Raw genomic sequence first — 14,273 nt, 5'->3', positions numbered from 1 at the left:
ACACCGCGATGACCACCACGCCGTCCCCCGAGCCCACCCGCCAGATCGTCCCGCCCGAGGACCGGTACGGCGCCGAACTGGCCTTCCTCGCCGCGTACGACGACGGTCCGCGTCCGCCCGCCTGGCGGCTCACGCCGCGCTCGGTCGTCACCTTCGTCATGGGCAGCGACGGCCGGGCCCTGAAGCTGCCCGAGGGCGCCGAGGTGCCCGACGGGGTGCCGCGCCGGCTGGTGGTGGAGGGGAAGTTCGTCGGCGACCGGGCTCTGGTCGAGCGGTGTGTCGTCACGCTCGCCGGTGAGCGCGGCCTGCTGCTCGTCGGTGAGCCCGGCACCGCCAAGTCGATGCTGTCCGAGCTGCTGTCGGCCGCCGTGTGCGGCACCAGCGGGCTGGTCGTGCAGGGCACGGCGGGCACGACCGAGGACCAGCTCAAGTACGGCTGGAACTATGCCCTGTTGCTGGCCCAGGGCCCCAGCCGGCAGGCGCTGGTGCCCTCGCCGGTGCTGACCGCCATGCGCCGGGGCGGCATCGCCCGGGTCGAGGAGGTCACCCGCTGTCTGCCCGAGGTGCAGGACTCGCTGGTGTCGCTGCTGTCCGAGCGACGCATCGCCGTACCCGAACTGGCGGGCACGGACGACGCGTTGGCGCACGCCGCGCCCGGATTCAACCTGATCGCCACCGCCAACCTGCGCGACAAGGGCGTCTCCGAGATGTCCGCGGCCCTCAAGCGCCGCTTCAACTTCGAGACGGTCGGCCCCATTCCGGACCTCGACGCGGAGACCGCGCTGGTGCGCAGCCAGGCGCGGGCCTCCGTGGAGCGTGGCGGGGCGCCCTTCCAGGTCGACGACGCGGTGCTGGAGGCGCTGGTCACCGCCTTCCGTGACCTGCGCGAAGGCCGGTCGGCGGAGGGCTGGGAGGTGGAGCGGCCGTCGACGGTGATGAGCACGGCGGAGGCGGTGTCCGTCGCGGGCGCGCTGGGGCTCGCGGCGGCCTACTTCCCGGGGGACCGTGATGTGCTCGGCCTGCTGCCGGGGCACCTGCTGGGCGTGGTCCGCAAGGACGACCCGGCCGACGCGGCCCGGCTGCGCGGCTACTGGGACGGTCCCGTCCGGCGCCGCGCCGAACAGGGCTCCGCCACCTGGCGGACCCTGTGGGACCTGCGTACGGTCCTGGAGGGCTGACGGCCGTGTCGCTTCCCACCGCCGCCCCCGGCTCACCCGAGGAGGCCCTCGCCGCCCTCACCGATCCGGCCGCGCCCTGTCTCATCGGCGTACGGCACCACTCGCCGGCCCTGGCCGCGGCCGTGCCCGCGCTGCTCGACGGGGTGAAGCCGGAGGTGGTGCTCGTCGAGTTGCCGGCCGAGATGCAGGAGTGGCTGCCCTGGCTCGGGCACGAGGAGACACGGGCCCCGGTCGCGCTCGCCGCCGCGCCCCGGGACGGGCGGGGCGGCGAGGGCCCGGCGTTCTATCCGTTCGCCGACTTCTCGCCCGAACTGGCGGCCGTGCGCTGGGCGGACCGGCACGGCGTGCCGGTGGTCGCCTGCGATCTGCCGCTCGCGCACCGGGCGTGGGGCGAGGGGCGCGGGAGCGCGGCGCACGGGGAGTCCCTCGGCCTCACCACCGCGCTGCGGTCCCGGCTGACGGGCCGGCCGGGGGACGATCTGTGGGACCGGCTCGTCGAGGCCACCGCCCCGGGCTCCCCGCCCGAGGCACTGCGCCGGGCGGCCCTGCTGACGGGGTGGGCGCTGCGCGCGGACGCGGCCGCCGGGGGCGGGGTGCCCGAGCTGGACCTGCGGCGGGAGCGGTGGATGCGGGCCCGGATCTCCGAGGCCACCGCGGGCGGGGAGCGGGCCGCCGTGATCGTCGGCGCCTTCCACGCACCGGCGCTCACCGGGCCGGCCGGCGAGGAGGGCGACGAAGTCTCCGGTGCCGGCGAGCTCTCCTGGACGACGTCGCTGATCCCGTACACCTACGCCCTCCTGGACGAACGCTCCGGCTATCCGGCCGGGATCCGGGACCCGGAGTGGCAGGACATGGTGCTGCGGGCGGCGGGGGATCCGACGGCGCTGGAGGAGGCGCTGACGCGGGCGGCCGTGCGGGTGTGCGCGGAGTTGCGGGGGCTCGGGCATCCGTCGGGGCCCGCCGACGCACGGGAGATCAGCCGGCTCGCCTCGGACCTGGCCCGGTTGCGCGGGCTGCCGGCGGCGGGGCGGGGTGAACTGGTCGAAGCCGTGCAGACGGTGCTCGCACAAGGGGAGCCGTACGGGCGGGGCCGGGCCGTGGCGCGGGCGATGGAGCGGGTGCTGGTCGGCACACGCACCGGGCGGCCCGCCTCGCGGGCGCCGCGCAGCGGTCTCATCCCCGCGGTCGAGGCCGAGGTCGCGGCGCTGGGCCTGCCCGGACCGGAGAGCGGCGGAGTCAGCAGCGGCGGCAGCGGCGCGGTCAAGGATCTGCGGCTCGACCCGCTGCGTTCCGACCTCGACCGGCGCCGGGAGCTGCTGCTGCGTCGGCTGACGGTGTGCGGGGTCCCGTACGGGGAGGCCAAGGATGTCGTCGGCGCGGGCGGGGCCGAGGCGCTGACCTCCCGTTGGGAAGTGCGCTGGACGCCTGCGACCGCGGCCATGCTGACGGCGGCGGGGGTGCGCGGGGTCACCGCGGCCCAGGCCGCCGAGGGTGTGCTGCGGGAGCGGCGGCGCGCGGAGCGCGACGAGGGCGGCTCGACCGGGGCGCAGGTGCTGGAGGGGCTCGCGCGGGCGGCGGAGTGCGGTCTGCCCGCGTTGGTGGACGAGCGGCTCGACGATGTCGCCGAGGTGCTGCCCCAGGCCGGCACGCTCCCCGAACTCCTCGCCGGGCTCGCCCTGCTGGACCGGCTGGGGTCCGGTCACATCGCCGGGCTCGCCGCCGACGAGAGGCGTACGGAGCGCGCGGCGGCCGTGGCCGAGCTGCTGACCTCGGCGGCGGTGCGGCAGGTGGACGGACTGACCGGGTCCGAGGACCCCGCCGACGCGCACGCCCTGCTCGAACTCGCCCATCGCGCCGACCTGTTGGGCGGGATCCGGCTCACCGACGCCCTGGCGCGGCTGGCCGCCGACGGGTCGCCGTTGATGCGCGGTGCCGCCGGGGCGGTCCGGGTGCTGCTCGGGCAGGAGGACGCCCGGGTGTTCGGCGACCGTGTCGCCTCATGGGTGGACGGGGCCGTGGACGCCGACGCACGCTCCGCCCTGACCGCCCGGCTGAGCGGGCTGCTGACGGCCGCGGGGCCGCTGCTGGAGGCGGCGGCCGAGGCCCTGGAGCCGCTGCTGGACCGGGTGTCGGAGCTCGCCGACCGTGCGTTCCTGGACCGGCTCCCGGCGCTGCGGGGCGGCTTCGACACCCTGAGCCCCGCGGCCCGCGACCGGCTTCTCTCGGCGGTGGAGGAGCACCTCGACGCCACCCGTCTCGCCGACACGGGCGGGGTCGACCCGGTGGCGCTGGCCGTCTGGACGCAGGCGGACCTCGCCGCCCGTGCCGCCCTGCGCTCCCTCGGGCTGCTGCCGGCGCCGGCCGAGGTCGCGCTGCCCGGCGTCACCGCCGGGACCGGCGTGCCCGTGGCCGAGGACCGGCTCATCGCTCCCGTCGACCGCTGGCGGCTCGTCCTGGGCCGCCGTACGGATCGGCTGCCCGCGTCCGCCGCGCCGTTGGCGACCGCGCTGGACGAGCTGTACGGCAGCGGGCGCGGCGAGGGCAGCCGGGGGGATCTGACCGGTGCGGGGACCGGCGGCGGACGGGAGGCGCCGTATCCCGGGGTGCGGGAGTGGTCGCAGGAGCTGGCGGCGCTGTTCGGGCCGGGCATCCGGGAGGAGGTGCTGGCGGCGGCCGCGACGGCGGGCCGCAAGGACGTGCTCACGGAGCTGGACGCCGACAGCGTGCGGCCTTCGGTGGACCTGCTGCGCACGGTGTTGCGGCACGCCGGCGGCCTGCCCGAGGCCCGGCTGGCGGCACTGCGTCCGCTGGTGCGGCGGCTGGTGGAGGCACTGACCCGGGAGCTGGCCACCCGGCTGCGGCCCGCCCTGCACGGCACGGCCCTGCCGCGCCCCAGCCGGCGTCCGGGAGGCGGTCTGGACCTGCCCCGCACCCTGCGCGCGAACCTGGCGACCGCGCGGCGCGGCCCGGACGGCACGGTCCGGGTCGTCCCCGAGCGCCCGGTGTTCCGGACGCGAGCCCGGCGGGCCTCCGACTGGCGGCTGATCCTGGTCACTGACGTGTCGGGGTCCATGGAGGCGTCCACGGTGTGGGCCGCGCTGACCGCCTCGGTGCTGGCCGGGGTACCGACCCTGTCCACGCACTTCCTGGCCTTCTCCACGGAGGTCATCGACCTCACCGGGCATGTCCAGGACCCGCTCTCGCTGCTGCTGGAAGTGAGCGTCGGCGGCGGCACGCACATCGCGGCGGGGCTGCGGCACGCGCGCGAGCTGGTGACCGTGCCCTCGCGCACGCTCGTCGTGGTCGTCAGCGACTTCGAGGAGGGCTATCCGCTGGGCGGCCTGCTCGCCGAGGTCCGCGCGCTGGTCGGCGCCGGCTGTCACGTCCTGGGGTGCGCCAGTCTCGACGACACGGGCCGGCCGCGCTACTCCACGGGGGTCGCGGGTCAGCTCGTCTCCGCGGGCATGCCCGTGGCCGCCCTCAGTCCGCTCGAACTCGCCCGCTGGGTAGGGGAGAAGATCGCATGAGCCCGGACCTGTCTCCGGACGGCAAGAGCCCGGACCTGTCTCCGGACCGCACGATCCGTGGTCTGCCTCCGGTCGCCCCGTCCGTCACCGCAGAACTCGTCGAGGCGCTGTCGCCCCGGCTGCGCAAGCGGCTGGACGCGGGCGTCGCCAAACTGGCGGCCCGGCCCGCCGTCCGCGACGGCGACACCGTACGTGTCGCCGTCGACGACGACACCGATCTCGAACTGCACGCCCCCGGCGGGACGGTGACCCGCGCGGACGCGATCCTTTGCGGCTGTCTGCTGGCCCCGGACTGTCTGCACCGGGCGGCGGCGGCCTCGGCGGCGCCGGTCGCGGAGGACATCCCGGCGCCCGCACGGGAAGCCGCGGCCGAGGAGCCGCCGGAACAGATGCCGGAACCGGAGACCGACCTCCCCTCCCCCGAGCAACTCGCCGCCGCGCGGGCCGTGTTCGGCGCGGCGGCCGCCGTGCTCGACGCCGGTACGGACGGCGCCGGTGCCGTACTCCAGGCGGAGCTGCTGCGCGCCGCGCACACCGCCAGGCTCGCGGGTCTGCCCCGGGCCTCCGCCGCAGCGGTCTCCGTTGTCACCGGGGTGCGCGCGGCGCGCTCCGCCGACCCGGCGTACCGTCTCCCGGACCTCGTCGGCACCCTCCGCGCGGTCCTGGGCGTGGCCCACCGTCTGCCCCACTGCACCGGCGCGGAGCTGGCCGACCTGCGCGGCACGGTACGGCAGCCGTACACCCCGGACGGCTCGCTGCGGCTGTACGGGCTGTTCTCCGAACCGGTGCTGACGGCGACGGGCTACGCGGGCGCGGTCACCTGGACCGCGGACTCCGAGGGCCGTCTGTACACGGTGTCCGACGTGGCCCCGGGCGGTCCCGGCCGGGCGACCGGTGCCGCCGACCGGACCGTACGCGTCGGCGATACGGCACTGACCCATCGTGAGCTGTCCCGGGCGGGGCTCGCGGTCTCCGGGGCCACCGTCTCGCCGACCGGCCGGCTCGGCGCGGGGGCGGGGGTACGGGCGGTTCGCGCCTCCGGTGCCGCGTGGAGCGCCGAGCCGCTCGGCCGGCTGTGGGCGACTCCCGTCGCCGAGCAGGTCGCGCGCGCCCTGGGCGACGGCCATGACCTGCTCTTCCTCGACGTGACCCTCCTGGGCACGGTCCGCGAGGCGACGGGCGACTGTCTGCTGGCGGACTGCGGGGGCCTCGCCCTCCGGCTCGCCGTCGCCCACGACGACCCGGCCCTCCCCTACCGCGACAACCTCCGGCTGCTCGCCGCCGCCCGGGGCAGCCGCCTGCGGATCGTCGCCCGGCTCGCGCCGGGACCGCTCCCGCGCGCCCTGCTGCTCGCCGCCGAGCACCCCACCCTGCCCGAGGCCCGGGTCGACCTCGGCCTGGACCGGCTGCAACGCGCGGATCTGCCCGTGCCGCAGTCCCCGCCCGTCATGGCGCCCGTGGTGGACGAGGCGCCGCTGCACCTGCTGCGGCGCCGGGTGCACCAGGCCGTGTCCGGGGGCCGCCGCGTGCTGGCGTTCCCCGGAGGCGGGGCGGGCGACGGCGCGCGGCTGCGGAGCGCCGGCCTCGCCACGGCGGCCGGCCTCCTGGACGGACTCCACGCCGGGGCCGCGGACCGGACCCGTGACGCCTTCGGCAGGCTGCTCCCCGCCGACACGGACCGCTTCGCCGAGGCCTGGCTGGCGGCGGCCGTCTACACCGACGAGGTGGAACGGGCGCTGTGCGCTGCGGCGTGGGGTGCGCTTACGGAGGCAACCGGGCTTCCTGCTCAGGGAAGTCGGCCGACGGCTCCTCTTTAGGTCAGGATCTGACCTCTATGGATCCTAGTGTGGTTCTCGACCGCAGGAACAGGACGCACGGAGGAAGAGAACCATGAGCGAGTCCACCACCCTCACCCAGAGCATCACCGGCGAGCGCGCCGACCTGCTGGAGGCACTGGCCAAGCAGCGGCACTTCCTGCGCTCCACCACCCGCGACCTCACCGACGAGCAAGCCGGGCTGAGGACGACGGCCAGCGAGCTGTGTCTCGGCGGCCTGGTCAAGCACGTCGCCTCCGTCGAACGGCACTGGGTGGCCTTCATCCTGGAGGGCCCTTCGGCGATGCCCGACTTCACCAAGATGACCGAGGAGGACTGGGCCGCGCGGGCCGCCGAGTTCCGGATGCTGCCCGGCGAGACGCTGGCCGGGGTGCTGCGGGATTACGCCGAGGTGGCTCGTGGGACCGACGAACTGGTCGCGTCCCTGCCCGACCTCGACGCGGACCACGCGCTGCCGTCGGCGCCGTGGCACGAGCCGGGCATGCGCTGGTCGGCCCGCCGGGTCCTGCTGCACATCGTCGCCGAGACCGCCCAGCACGCCGGTCACGCCGACATCATCCGTGAGTCCCTGGACGGCTCGAAGAGCATGGGCTGACGTCGAGGCCTGCCAGGGCTCCAGGGCGACGAACAGGCCCGGGTTGGTCAGTTCGTCGCCGTCGCGGCCGTAGGACTGCCAGACAGAGGTGTTGATCTCGCAGATCACGGTCATGACGGGAGCTCCGCGCGCGGGTACGGGCCCCGGCGCCGCCGGGGCGCCAGGCCCGCGCCGGCCTCCGCAGTCGGGCGTATCGGACGTCGCCGCAACGCCCCGGAGGCCCCGACGGCGCGGGGTGGGCCGTACGGTGGACGCCGCCCTCGGAAAATGCCTGGCGGGCCGAGTCGATCATCCGTACGATCCTCGCGATGACTACTCACTCTGCTCGCAGATTGGGGGTCCCGTCCGCGCAAGGTGAGTGCTGATGCTCACCTTGATCGCGCACGGGGACTCCCGGCTTTCCTTCTGGCGGCGCGTGCGCGAGTTCGCGGTGCCGCCCTCCATGATCGAGATCGCGACCGCCCGCCGGCTGACCGGGGACTGGGCGGGAGCGTGTGCCGCCGCCGGCATCGACGTCGACTTCACTCCGCGTTCCGTCGCCCGCGCCCATGGGCGGGAACTGGCGGCACGGGTCCGCGCAGACCTTCGCCATCTCGCTCCCGACCTGCTGCGCTGGCACCTGCCGAGGATCGCACCGGACGGGCTGCTGCGGCCGGGACTGACCCTGTCCCTGGCCCGGTACGACGGTGCCCGGCACCCGGTGCATCTCGTGGTGCGGACCGCCCCGGCCTGGGCGGACGCCGGGCAGCGGCTCAGCCTCGCCCTGTGGTCCCGCTCCGAAACCGAGGCCCGGCACCATCCGCATCCCTGCCCCAACCGGCGGTACCGGCTCGATCTGCACAGGCATCTGTGGGACGCGCGCCGGGCCGGTGAGCTGCGGCTCCGCTCGGGCGCGGGCCCGGATCCCGGGGTGCGGCCCGAGCTGTCGGCGGCGGTGCCGCCGGGGCGGGGCTGTGCCGTCGACCGGTGGGGGGCCGAGGCGGCGATCCTGCTCCAGGCCGAGGGCCGAGGCCACGGCACCGTCATGGTGCGGCTCGGGGGCCGGCGTCGGCTGGCCCTGGAGCTCGACGGTGCCGGGCCGCCCGCACCGAGGATCACGGCGGCGCCCACCGGCGGTGGTGTCTCCGCACTGCCGGTCCTGCCCGACGCGGCCACCTGGACGCTCCCCGACCTGGAACTGCTCCGCGCCGGCGCGATCGACGCCGACCGGCTGCACCCGCTCGTCGCCTCCGCCCTGGTAGCGGGCTGGTCACCGGCCGGCCCCACGGCGACCGCGGACGCGGACCCGGCGGGACGGGCGCGTTTCGTCGACTGCCGTGGCGCCCGGCACCGTATCGGGCTGGTCGACGGCGTCCTGGCCCCGCTGGACCACGACCCCGGCGAGATCCGGCGGGAGGAACTGCTGGCCGCGCTGACCGGCACCCCGCTGCCCTGCCTCCAGGCGATCGACCGGGCACACCGGCGTCCCGACTGCCTCGACGGCGTCCGCGAGCGCCTGAACCACGGTGACGTCGGCGGTGCGCTGGCCGTGGTCGAAGGCCTGCTGGGACCCGAGGCGCTCCTGCGCGACGGTCCGCTGCGGGACGCCCTGGAAGAGGTCGCGCTGCGGCGGGCCACCTACGGGCTGTTCCGGTCGGGTCTCGCGGGACCCGGGCCCACCCGCGTCCGCCCCGAGGACCGCCGGCCTCGTCGTCTGCGCGGGCACCCCCGCGACGCCGCCCTTCGCTGACCCCGGAACCCTTCCCTTTCCGTTCCCTCACCCGGCTCACCCCGACCAAAGGTGATCACACATGCTCACTGATACCCCCTTCACCGCCCACGCCTCCCAACTCGACGTCGCCGCCGACCTGCTGACCCTGCTGCGCGACGCGGACACCGAACCCCGCCCCGACATCCAGCTGGAGGCCCTGACGCTGGCCGTGGCGGCCGATCTGCCCGTGCTGCTGTGGGGCGAGCCGGGGATCGGCAAGACCGCGGCCCTGACCCAGCTCGCCGAGGCCCTCGACCTGCCGCTGACCACGGTGATCGCCAGCGTGCACGAGCCGTCCGACTTCTCGGGGCTGCCCGTCGTCGGCGACGACCCCGCCGAGCAGGGCGTCCCGCTGGCCCCTCCGGACTGGGCGGTGCGCCTGGTGCGGGCCGGCCGGGGGCTGCTGTTCCTGGACGAGCTGTCCACCGCTCCGCCGGCCGTGCAGGCCGCGCTGCTCCGCCTCGTACTGGAGCGGCGGATCGGTGCTCTGCGGCTGCCTGCGGGCGTGCGGATCGTGGCCGCCGCCAACCCCCGGTCCTCGGCGGCCGATGGCTGGGAGCTGAGCCCGCCGCTGGCCAACCGGTTCGTCCACCTCCAGTGGACCCACGACCACGAGGTCGTCGTACGCGGTCTCGGCGGGACCTGGCCGCGGGCCACCCTGCCCCGGCTGGACCCGGAGAAGCTCCCGCCGGCCGTGGCGTACGCCCGGCGGGCCGTGTGCACGTTCCTCACCGCCCGCCCCAAGCTCGTCCACCAGCTGCCCAGCAGCGAGACCCGGCGCGGCGGTGCCTGGCCGTCGCCGCGCAGCTGGGAGATGACCCTGCATCTGATCGCGTTCGCGACGGCGGCCGACTCCTCCCGCGAGGTGCTGTCGTCGCTGGTCAGGGGCACGGTCGGGGATGGTCCGGGTCTTGAGCTGCTGGCGAGCCTGGACCGGCTGGACCTCCCGGACCCCGAGGTGCTGCTCGCCGACCCCTCCGGCGCCGAGCTCCCGCAGCGCGGGGATCTGCGGCAGGCCGTGCTCGACGGGGTGGTGGCCGCGGTGCGTGCCCGCCCGGACAAGGCCCGCTGGGACGCGGCGTGGGCGCTGCTGGTGCGGGCGGTGGAGACCGGGGCGCCGGACCTGGTGGTGGTTCCCGCGACGACTCTCGCCGCGCTGCGCTGCGCGGAATGGGACGTACCGGCGTCGATCGAAGAGCTCGCCGGGGTGGTCTCGATGTCCCGCCGCGCGGACCGGGCGGCGGCCCGGGCGGCGGCCGCCGCGAAGGCATGACGGGCGAAGGCACGGTGAGCGAAGGCACGGTGAGCGAAAGCATGACGAGCGATGGCACGGCGAGAGGGCGGCCGATGACCCAGGACATCCCGGCGCCCCTGGACCGCGACAAGCTCTTCTCCGCCCGTCTGCACGCCGCCCGGGCCCGGCCCTACCTGGCGACGGCGCTGTTCGCCCTGCACGTCGTGGAGTCGCGGCGGGTGCCGACGATGGGCGTCGACCGGTACTGGCGGTGCTACGTCTCACCGGCGTTCGTGGACCGGATGCCGGTGGAGGAGCTGGCGGCGGTCTGGGTGCACGAGGTGTCGCACCTGTTGCGCGATCATCACGGGCGCAGTGACCGGGTGGCCCGCGAGCGTGGTCTGACCGGTCCGGGGGAACGGCTGCGGATGAACATCGCGGCGGACTGCGAGATCAACGACGACGCGTACGGCGACGGCCTCGTCCGGCCCGAGGGCGCTGTCGATCCGGAGTCCCTGGGGCTGCCCGAGGGCAAGCTGATGGAGGAGTACCTGCGCGGCTTCAGCCTGGGGCTGGCCACGCAGGACCTGGCCTGGCTGGACTGCGGCAGCGGCGCCGACGGGCTGGAACGGGAGTGGGAGCTGGGACCGGACGGCGCGCACGGACTGAGCGAGCAGGAACGGGACGCGGTCCGCTTCCGGGTGGCGCAGGGCATCAAGGGCCGGCCGGGGCACGCTCCGGAGCAGTGGCGGCGGTGGGCGGAGGAGGCGTTCCATCCACCGCAGCCCTGGCGGGCGTTGCTGGGCGCGGCGATCCGCTCGGCCGCCTCCGGTGCGGGGGCGGGAGAGGACTACTCCTACGGCCGGCCGTCGCGGCGCTCGGCCGGGGTGCCCGGGGTCGTACTGCCGAGCCTGCGGCGCAGACCGCCCCGGGTCTCGGTCGTCATCGACACCTCGGGGTCGGTCAGTGACGCCGAACTGGGCAGCGCGATCCTCGAGGTCGCCGCGATCTCCCGGGCCGTGGGCGGCCGTCGTGACCTGGTCTCCGTGCTGCCGTGCGACGCCGATGCCCGGATCGTGCACCCGCTGTGCCGGGGCGAGGGCATTCCGCTGCTGGGCGGTGGGGGTACGGACCTGCGCACGGGCTTCGCGCGGGCGGTCCGGGCGCGCCCCGGGCCCGATGTCGTCGTCGTCCTGACGGACGGCCAGACACCGTGGCCCGCCTCGCGCCCGCCGTGCCGTACCGTCGTGGGCCTCTTCCCCCGGCAGGGGGTGCCGTCATGGCGCGAGGACGACCCCGAGTACGAGCCCGACTCCCCGCCGGACTGGGCCCGGGTGGTCGAGATCGGCTAGCCGCCCCTTCTACAGTGCGGGCATGGAGATCAGATGCTCACAGTGCCAGGGCTTCGACCTGGAGCCGGGTTTCGTCGAGGACTCGGGTGACCACTCCCGGGGATACGCGCGCTGGATCCCGGGGCCGCTGCGACGGGGTGTGCTGGGCAACGCCAAACGCTTCGGGCTGCCCCGCTTCCAGATAGACGCCCACCGCTGCCGCGCCTGCGGGCATCTGGAGCTCTTCGCTCCGCACGAGGTGTGAGGCGGGGGTCCCTCTCCATGTCCGCGGAACGCCTCCTCGAGCCTCGGTGCCCATCGTCTCGGCTCCGAGGCCGGTCACCGGTGACTCCTGGGCCACCCGGCGGGCGCAGTCCGGGGACGGGGGTGTGCGGGCTGTTCTCGTCCGCGTCCAGGAAGGCCTCCCGGAAGTGCGCGCGGGCGTCCCAGCCGGTGCACAGCACCCGGCCGCCCTCGGGCCGCGGCCCGTGCGCCGCCTCCCAGGCCTTGATCCGCTCGACTTCCACCAGGAAGTCCGGGGCGTCCGCGCCTCCGCGGTGAAGTCCGGTGCGGCGGCGGCGCGACCGGCCGGCCCGCGGGTACGGACGCCGCGCTGGCGAGGTCATTCCCGGTCACCCGGAAGGCAGGTGGATCACGGGTGGGACCGACGACAACGGCGGGGTCAGGTCCACGGCCGCGATCGACCCACGGCGCGGCCCGGACACCGGGGCGGCGCGGACGGACGACTCGGACCGGGATCACCAACGGGACGGGAACGCCACAGCGGCACAGCATGGAAGCCGCGCGGGGCCCCGGTACCGATCCCGCCCAGGGCGTGTGGTGAAAGTAGCGCCGTCCGCCCGGAGCCGGGCAGGCGGGACTTTCACCACACGGCCTAGGCTGGAGGTCTCGCCAGGGCGGGCCGGGCCAGGGAGGCTGCGATGACCGAAGCGTCGGGCGACCGGGACGCGCACGGGGGCGGCCGCTATCTGCCGATCGCCGAGCACGGGCTCATCGGCGACCTGCGCAGTGTGGCCCTGGTGGGGACGGACGGCACGATCGACTGGTACTGCTGTCCCGCCTTCGACTCCCCCAGCGTCTTCGCCTCGATCCTGGACGCCGAGCGTGGCGGCCGCTTCGAGCTGTCGGCGGCGGTCCCGGCGCGCACCAAGCAGTTCTACTTCCCCGACACCAACGTCCTGATCACCCGCTTCTTCACCGAGGACGGGGTCGGCGAAGTGCAGGACTTCATGCCGGTGACGGACGCGCCCACCGAGGCCGAGCGCCACCGGCTGATCCGCCGGGTGCTGTGCGCACGCGGCTCGCTGCCGTTCCGTACCCGGGTGGCGCCGCGCTTCGACTACGGCGCCCGCCCGCACACCCTGCGCAGGGAGGGTGACCTGGTCGTCTTCGCGTCCGACGGGTTGTCCCTCTCCCTGACCGCCACGGTGCCTCTGGAGACCGACGGGCCGGACGTGTGCGCGGACTTCAAGCTGTCCGAGGGCGAGTCGGCGGTGTTCGCCCTCGACCAGGTCGGCGGCGAGGTGGCCCCTCGGCGGTGCGCGCGGACCGAGGCGGAGGAGCAGTTCGCCACGACGGTGGCGTACTGGCGGCGCTGGCTGTCCGCCTCCCGGTACCGGGGCCGCTGGCGGGAGAGGGTGCACCGCTCCGCCCTCACCCTGAAGCTGCTCACCTACGCGCCGACCGGGGCGATCGTCGCCGCGCCGACCACGAGCCTGCCCGAGCAGCTGGGCGGCGAGCGCAACTGGGACTACCGCTATGTCTGGGTGCGGGACGCCGCCTTCTGCGTCTACGCGCTGCTGCGGCTGGGCTTCACCGGAGAGGCCGAGGCGTTCATGGAGTTCGTGACCCGGCACATCACCCCGGGCGACGGAAAGCCCTCGGGGCCGCTGCAGATCATGTACGGCATCGACGGGCGCACCGATCTGTCGGAGACCGAACTCACCCATCTGGAGGGCCATCAGGGCTCGGCGCCGGTACGGGTCGGCAACGCCGCCGCGGATCAGCTCCAGCTCGACATCTACGGCGCGCTGATCGACTCGATCTACCTCTACGACAAGTGGGCGCGGCCGATCTCCAGCGACCAGTGGGACGACGTGTGCGCGCTCGTCGACTGGGTGTGCGACCACTGGGACCAGCCCGACGAGGGCATCTGGGAGACCCGGGGCGGCCGAAAGAACTTCCTGTACTCGCGGCTGATGTGCTGGGTGGCGATCGAGCGGGCCATCCGCATGGCGCACCGGCGCGGCCTGCCCGCCGACCTGCCCCGCTGGCGGGAGTGCCGGGACGCGATCTACCGGCGCATCCACCGGAAGGGCTGGTCGCAGACCCGGCAGGCCTTCGTGCAGCACGAGGACGGGGACGTGCTGGACTCGGCGGTGCTGATGATGCCGCTGAGCAAGTTCATCGCGCCGACCGACCCCAAGTGGCTGTCCACGCTCGACGCGCTCACCGTCGATCTGGTGTCCGACTCCCTCGTCTACCGCTACGACCCGCTGGCCAGCCCCGACGGGTTGCGCGGCGACGAGGGCACGTTCTCCATCTGCTCGTTCTGGTACGTCGAGGCCCTGGTGCACGCCGGCCGGGTCGACGAGGCGCGGCTCGCCTTCGAGAAGATGCTGACGTACGCCAACCATCTCGGCCTGTACGCCGAGGAGATCAGCCAGACCGGCGAACAACAGGGCAACTTCCCCCAGGCCTTCACCCATCTGGCGCTGATCAGCGCGGCCTTCAACCTGGACCGCGCGCTGGGCTGAGCTGTCCCGACCGTCCAGGGGGTGTCCGCAGAGCAGCGCCGTCTGC

At 75.1% G+C, this 14,273-nt stretch carries 9 protein-coding genes; all 9 read left to right on the top strand.

Going from position 1 to position 14,273, the window contains the following annotated elements:
* The first annotated feature begins 8 nt into the window (after positions 1-8).
* The 9 genes from ACIBVL_RS20310 to ACIBVL_RS20270 all read left to right on the top strand — a co-directional run bounded on the left by ACIBVL_RS20310 (position 9) and on the right by ACIBVL_RS20270 (position 14,227).
* Positions 9-1,178 carry an AAA family ATPase gene (locus ACIBVL_RS20310; RefSeq protein WP_399098869.1) on the top strand — a complete coding sequence of 390 codons (1,170 nt, stop codon included), beginning with the start codon at positions 9-11 and terminating at the stop codon, positions 1,176-1,178.
* Entirely contained in the window at positions 1,175-4,705 is a 3,531-nt protein-coding gene (locus tag ACIBVL_RS20305) for a DUF5682 family protein (RefSeq protein WP_399098868.1), read from the top strand. The genes ACIBVL_RS20310 and ACIBVL_RS20305 overlap by 4 nt, the downstream gene beginning before the upstream one ends.
* Positions 4,702-6,522 carry a hypothetical protein gene (locus ACIBVL_RS20300; protein WP_399098591.1) on the top strand — a complete coding sequence of 607 codons (1,821 nt, stop codon included), beginning with the start codon at positions 4,702-4,704 and terminating at the stop codon, positions 6,520-6,522. The genes ACIBVL_RS20305 and ACIBVL_RS20300 overlap by 4 nt, the downstream gene beginning before the upstream one ends.
* A 73-nt stretch (positions 6,523-6,595) precedes the next feature.
* Positions 6,596-7,135, top strand: a complete 540-nt coding sequence (locus ACIBVL_RS20295) for a DinB family protein (protein ID WP_399098590.1) — start codon at positions 6,596-6,598, stop codon at positions 7,133-7,135.
* Between the two features lie 364 nt (positions 7,136-7,499).
* Complete coding sequence (locus tag ACIBVL_RS20290; protein ID WP_399098589.1) at positions 7,500-8,864, top strand: hypothetical protein; 1,365 nt, start codon at positions 7,500-7,502, stop codon at positions 8,862-8,864.
* Between the two features lie 61 nt (positions 8,865-8,925).
* Positions 8,926-10,158 (top strand): AAA family ATPase, encoded by a 1,233-nt coding sequence (locus ACIBVL_RS20285; protein ID WP_399098588.1) that lies wholly within the window; start codon positions 8,926-8,928, stop codon positions 10,156-10,158.
* A 74-nt stretch (positions 10,159-10,232) separates the two neighbouring features.
* Complete coding sequence (locus ACIBVL_RS20280; protein ID WP_399098587.1) at positions 10,233-11,471, top strand: VWA-like domain-containing protein; 1,239 nt, start codon at positions 10,233-10,235, stop codon at positions 11,469-11,471.
* Positions 11,472-11,493: 22 nt separating this feature from the next.
* Positions 11,494-11,715 carry a hypothetical protein gene (locus tag ACIBVL_RS20275; protein WP_399098586.1) on the top strand — a complete coding sequence of 74 codons (222 nt, stop codon included), beginning with the start codon at positions 11,494-11,496 and terminating at the stop codon, positions 11,713-11,715.
* A 676-nt stretch (positions 11,716-12,391) separates the two neighbouring features.
* A complete protein-coding gene (locus ACIBVL_RS20270) occupies positions 12,392-14,227 on the top strand; it encodes a glycoside hydrolase family 15 protein (protein ID WP_399098585.1) in 1,836 nt (611 codons plus the stop codon).
* The last annotated feature ends 46 nt before the right edge of the window (positions 14,228-14,273 follow it).

This window comes from Streptomyces sp. NPDC049687, assembly GCF_044465285.1.
Classification (GTDB): domain Bacteria; phylum Actinomycetota; class Actinomycetes; order Streptomycetales; family Streptomycetaceae; genus Streptomyces.
The sequence above is the reverse complement of the archived record's forward strand: the minus strand, read 5'-3'. Positions and strand labels throughout refer to the sequence as shown.

What these genes read in the sequence shown, in the direction of transcription:
- ACIBVL_RS20285 (WP_399098588.1), top strand. Translation starts at nt 8,926, where the DNA reads ATGCTCACTGATACCCCCTTCACCGCCCACGCCTCCCAACTCGACGTC.
- ACIBVL_RS20275 (WP_399098586.1), top strand. Translation starts at nt 11,494, where the DNA reads ATGGAGATCAGATGCTCACAGTGCCAGGGCTTCGACCTGGAGCCGGGT.
- ACIBVL_RS20290 (WP_399098589.1), top strand. Translation starts at nt 7,500, where the DNA reads ATGCTCACCTTGATCGCGCACGGGGACTCCCGGCTTTCCTTCTGGCGG.
- ACIBVL_RS20280 (WP_399098587.1), top strand. Translation starts at nt 10,233, where the DNA reads ATGACCCAGGACATCCCGGCGCCCCTGGACCGCGACAAGCTCTTCTCC.
- ACIBVL_RS20310 (WP_399098869.1), top strand. Translation starts at nt 9, where the DNA reads ATGACCACCACGCCGTCCCCCGAGCCCACCCGCCAGATCGTCCCGCCC.
- ACIBVL_RS20295 (WP_399098590.1), top strand. Translation starts at nt 6,596, where the DNA reads ATGAGCGAGTCCACCACCCTCACCCAGAGCATCACCGGCGAGCGCGCC.
- ACIBVL_RS20300 (WP_399098591.1), top strand. Translation starts at nt 4,702, where the DNA reads ATGAGCCCGGACCTGTCTCCGGACGGCAAGAGCCCGGACCTGTCTCCG.
- ACIBVL_RS20270 (WP_399098585.1), top strand. Translation starts at nt 12,392, where the DNA reads ATGACCGAAGCGTCGGGCGACCGGGACGCGCACGGGGGCGGCCGCTAT.